Annotated in this window: 1 protein-coding gene and 4 pseudogenes; 2 read left to right on the forward strand and 3 right to left on the reverse strand. The window is 75.9% G+C overall.

Features of this window, described 5'->3' with window-relative positions; translation table 11 throughout:
- Positions 1 to 51: 51 nt before the first annotated feature.
- Positions 52 to 726 carry an ABC transporter gene (locus E1283_RS39260; RefSeq protein ID WP_341829975.1) on the reverse strand — a complete coding sequence of 225 codons (675 nt, stop codon included), beginning with the start codon at positions 724 to 726 and terminating at the stop codon, positions 52 to 54.
- Positions 723 to 1,591: pseudogene (locus E1283_RS39265) on the reverse strand (ABC transporter ATP-binding protein). Before E1283_RS39265 ends, E1283_RS39260 begins: the two are co-directional and overlap by 4 nt.
- A 175-nt stretch (positions 1,592 to 1,766) precedes the next feature.
- Between E1283_RS39265 and E1283_RS33265 the strand changes: the two are divergent.
- Both E1283_RS33265 and E1283_RS33270 read left to right on the forward strand, forming a co-directional pair.
- A pseudogene (locus E1283_RS33265) lies at positions 1,767 to 3,018 on the forward strand (MbnB/TglH/ChrH family RiPP precursor modification enzyme).
- Positions 3,019 to 3,022: 4 nt separating this feature from the next.
- Positions 3,023 to 3,655 (forward strand): annotated as a pseudogene (locus tag E1283_RS33270) (TIGR04222 domain-containing membrane protein); the annotation flags it as partial.
- Between the two features lie 234 nt (positions 3,656 to 3,889).
- On the opposite strand, the pseudogene E1283_RS40150 reads toward E1283_RS33270, so the two are convergent.
- A pseudogene (locus E1283_RS40150) lies at positions 3,890 to 3,978 on the reverse strand (nSTAND1 domain-containing NTPase); the annotation flags it as partial.

The raw sequence follows: 3,978 nt of genomic DNA on the forward strand, positions 1-3,978 counted from the left end.
GCGCGGCACCGCACAGCCCGCCGGCCCGCCGGCCCGCCGGCCAGGCGGCCGTCAGTCCGCCCGCCGCGTCCGGCAGACGACCGCCGTCGCGACCGCGAGCAGCAGTCCCGCGCCGCCGAGCGGCAGCAAGGGCCAGTCCACGGCGCCCTGTTGGGAGCCGTCGATGAGCGTGCTGACCGCCGCGTTGGCGGGTGAGGCGCCGCCGGCCAGCAGGGCGATGGCGGCCAGGGCGGTGACGGGGATCGACCAGGCGGGGCTGCGGAGCAGTGGCCGGTTGCACAGCACGCCGAGCGCCGTGCCGAGCAGCGCGCACGTCAGCATCGCGAGCGCGCCGGCGGCCGCGACCGCCGCCAGTGGCAGGGCGGTGTCACGGTCGGCCGCGTGCGCGTCGCCGATCAGCAGCACCATCGTCGTGCCGCCGGCGCCCAGCGCCGCGGTGCCGGTCAGCGCGGTCAGCACGCCCGCCAGCCGGACCCGGGCGCGGCCGGCGGCCGCGATCGCGCAGGCGCGGGCCGCCGGCGGCTCGGCCGCCAGCGTGACGCGGACCAGCCAGGCCGCCGTCGGCAGCAGCGCCGCGGCGGCGAGGCCGAGCGATTCGAGTACGGGTTCGCCGGCCGGCACGCCGATGACCAGCAGCATCGCGTAGAGCAGCAGCGGCGGGAGCCAGCGGTGCGAGCGGAGCACCAGGGCGAGCCGGTAGCGGACGAGGGCGAACAGCACGGTCACGGGCGGGACTCCAGCGATCGGATGTGCCAGGCCGGTTCGGCCACGAGCAGCGCCGCGAGGAGCGCGTCCGAGTGGTCGGGCGGGACGACGAACCGGACGGCGCCGTCCGGGAGTCGGCGCGTGCGCGGCTCGCCGGGCAGCCCGAGCCCGGGCGGCGGCTCGCGGCCCGGCGGGCCCACCGCCTCGATCACCACCGTGGCCGCCGACCGGCCGGCGTCGGTGGGCCGGCCGGCGTCGGTGAGCCGGCCGGCGTCGACCCGCCACCCGGTGGCGCCCGCGCCGGCGAGCCGGGCGGGGTCGTGGTCGACGAAGAGCACGGCGCCGCCGGCCGCGGTCCGGTCCTCGACGGCCGCGTCCAGGGTGCGCCGCGCGCTCCGGTCGAGGCCGGTCCACGCCTCGTCGAGCACCAGCAGTTCGGGCTCGGCCAGCAGTGCCTGGGCCACGGCCACCTTCTGGCAGGTGCCCTTGGACAGCTCGCTCATGGGGGTGCCGGCGTGTTCCGCCGCGCCGAGCTGCGCCAGCCAACGCTCCCCCTCGGCGGCCGCGCGCCGCCCTCCCCCAGCTAACGCTGGGAGGTGCCCCCATGGCCGTGCACCCGGCCGAGGTGCGTGAGGTAGCCGTGGGCGGTCAGCGGCAGCGCGGGCGGGAACCGCTCGGGGACGTAGCCGACGCGCCGCGGCCGGCCGGTGATCCGGCCCCGGCTCGGCACGTCGAGGCCGGCGACGAGGCGCAGCAGCGTGGACTTGCCCGAGCCGTTGCCGCCGTCGACCCGGGTGAGCGTTCCGGGTCGCAGCTCCAGGTCGACGCCGCTGAGCACCCAGGGCCCACGCCGTCCGTAGCGCCGCGAGACACCCGCCAGTCGCATCCAGCACCTCGTCCCACATCCGGGCCCGTTCCTGAGCCCAAACCTCAGATCTAGCTCTGAACATCGACCAGGGGGATTCCCGAACCCCCGGGCCGGAGACAACTCTGCCACGGAGTACCGAAGTACCGAAGTTCACGAGGAGTGGTTCCGACAACCGGGGTCGTAGGGGGAGAGCGTGCCGCGACTGGGGATGGGGATCGGCTGGCGGCCGGAGATCGCGGCCGTCGTCGAGGAGTTGCCGGGGATCGACTGGGTCGAGGTGGTCGCGGAGAACATCTGCCCCGACCATCTCCCGGAGAGCCTGGGAAGGCTCGTCGGGCGCGGCATCACGGTGGTGCCGCACGGGGTGTCGCTCGGGCTCGGGGGCGCCGAGCGGCCCTCGCCGTCCCGGTTGGTGTCGCTCGCGTGGCTGGCGGAGACGCTCGACGCTCCGCTGGTCACCGAGCACATCGCCTTCGTCCGCGGGGGCGGGGCGCTGACCGGGACGCCGGCCGTGGAGGCGGGGCACCTGCTGCCGGTGCCCCGCACCCGCGACGGGCTGCGGGTGCTGTGCGAGAACGTCCGGATCGCCCAGGACGCGCTGCCCGTTCCGTTGGCGCTGGAGAACATCGCGGCGCTCTTCGGATGGCCGGGTGACGAGTTGACGGAGGGGCAGTTCCTGACCGAGTTGGTGGACCGTACGGGGGTCGGGCTGCTGATCGACGTCGCGAACCTGCATACCAATCACGTCAACCGCGGGGAGGACCCGGCCGCGGCCCTGGACGGCATCCCGCTCGACGCGCTGGCCTATGTGCACGTGGCCGGCGGCGTCGAGCGGGACGGCGTCTGGCACGACAGCCACGCCCATCCGGTGCCGCCGGCGGTGCTCGACGTGCTCGGCGAACTGTGCGCCAGGACGGAGCCGCCCGGGGTGCTGCTCGAACGGGACGAGAACTTCGGCCCGTTGACGGAGTTCGCCGGTGAACTGACGGCCATCCGCGAGGTGGTGGCGGGGGTCCGGCATGGCTGAGCCGACGCCGGATTCCGGCGAACTCGACGCCGCCAGGCGGCGGTTGGCGGCCCGGCAGGACGCGCTGCTGGCCGCGCTCACGGCGGACGGGCCGGTGCCCGAGGGCTTCGACGCGGTGCGGCTGCGGGTCCAGCGGGACGCGCTGGCCGCCAAGCGGGCGGGGGTGTTGGCGCGGGTCGCGCCCGAACTGCCCGCGATCCTGGGAGACGGCTACCGGCCGGCGGTGCTGGCGTACGTGCGCTCCCACCCGATGGTCGGCGGCTACGGCCAGGACGCCGTCGCCTTCGCACGACATCTGTTGACCGGCGACCGGTTGCCCGACCGGGCGACCAGGCGCGCCCTCGAGGCGTGGCTGGGGCGGCGCACGACGCGGCCGAGGGGACGGCTCGCGCGACTATTCGGAAAAAACGGGGGGTAACCACATGCTGGCCTTCTACATCCTCGCCGGCCTTCCGCTGGCCATCGGCCTCGCCCGGCTGTTCTCCGCGAGACGCCGGGCGTTGAACACCCTGCCCAAGCAACTCGGTGAGCCGGCCGTGGAGTCGCCGTACGAGGCGGCGTTCCTGATCGGCGGTCCCGGCAGGGTCGCGGACACCGTGCTGTGCGCCCTGTACGACAAGGGGCGGATCCTGATCGACGGCGGCGTGCTGCACGTCGTCGAACCCGTCGCGGACGACGCCCTGGAGCGTGAGGTGCTCACGCAGTGCGGCACCGGCTGGGAGGCGCCGATGCGCGCGGTCCGCCGGGGCCTCGCCGGCTCGGAGGCGGTGGTGGCGGTCGGCGAGAGGTTGGTGGCGCGCGGCCTGCTGCTGCGACCCAGCCACCGGCTCGCCTGGCGGTCGGCGGCCAGGCTCGCCGTGACGCTGGCGCTGGTCGTCTGCCTGGTGTCCCTTGTGCTGCTGATCGTGCTCGCCGCCGGCGACTCGTCGGAGACGACCGGGGCGGCCGTGATGGTGGCGGTGGCCGTCGGCGCCCTGATGACGGGCCTGGTGTTCGGCCCCGGCCGGGACCCGCTGCCGACCGCCGGCGTCGAGGCGGTGTCCCGGTACCGCCTGGCCGTCGTGGGCGCGACGGCCCTGGCCCCGCTGGTGGCGGTGGGCGGGATCGTCGCGCTGACCGATCTCGACCTGCGCGCGCAGCTGGCCGACGCCGCGGTGCTGCCGCTCATGGGCAGCGGCTCGGCCGCCGCCACGGGCGGCTGGGCCCCGGGCTGCGGTGCCGCCGTGGGTACGACCGGCGGCGACACCAGCTCACCAGGGAACAGCGGCGGCGGCTGCGGAGGCGCCAGCTCGTGGCCAGGCCGTGATCAGCGCCTCGTGGGCGAGGTCGACCGTGTCCTCGTCGACGGTGACGAGGCGGGCACGGGCCAGTTGGGCGA

Origin of the sequence: Streptomyces hainanensis (assembly GCF_004348415.1) — a bacterium.
Classification (GTDB): Bacteria; Actinomycetota; Actinomycetes; order Streptomycetales; family Streptomycetaceae; genus Streptomyces; species Streptomyces hainanensis.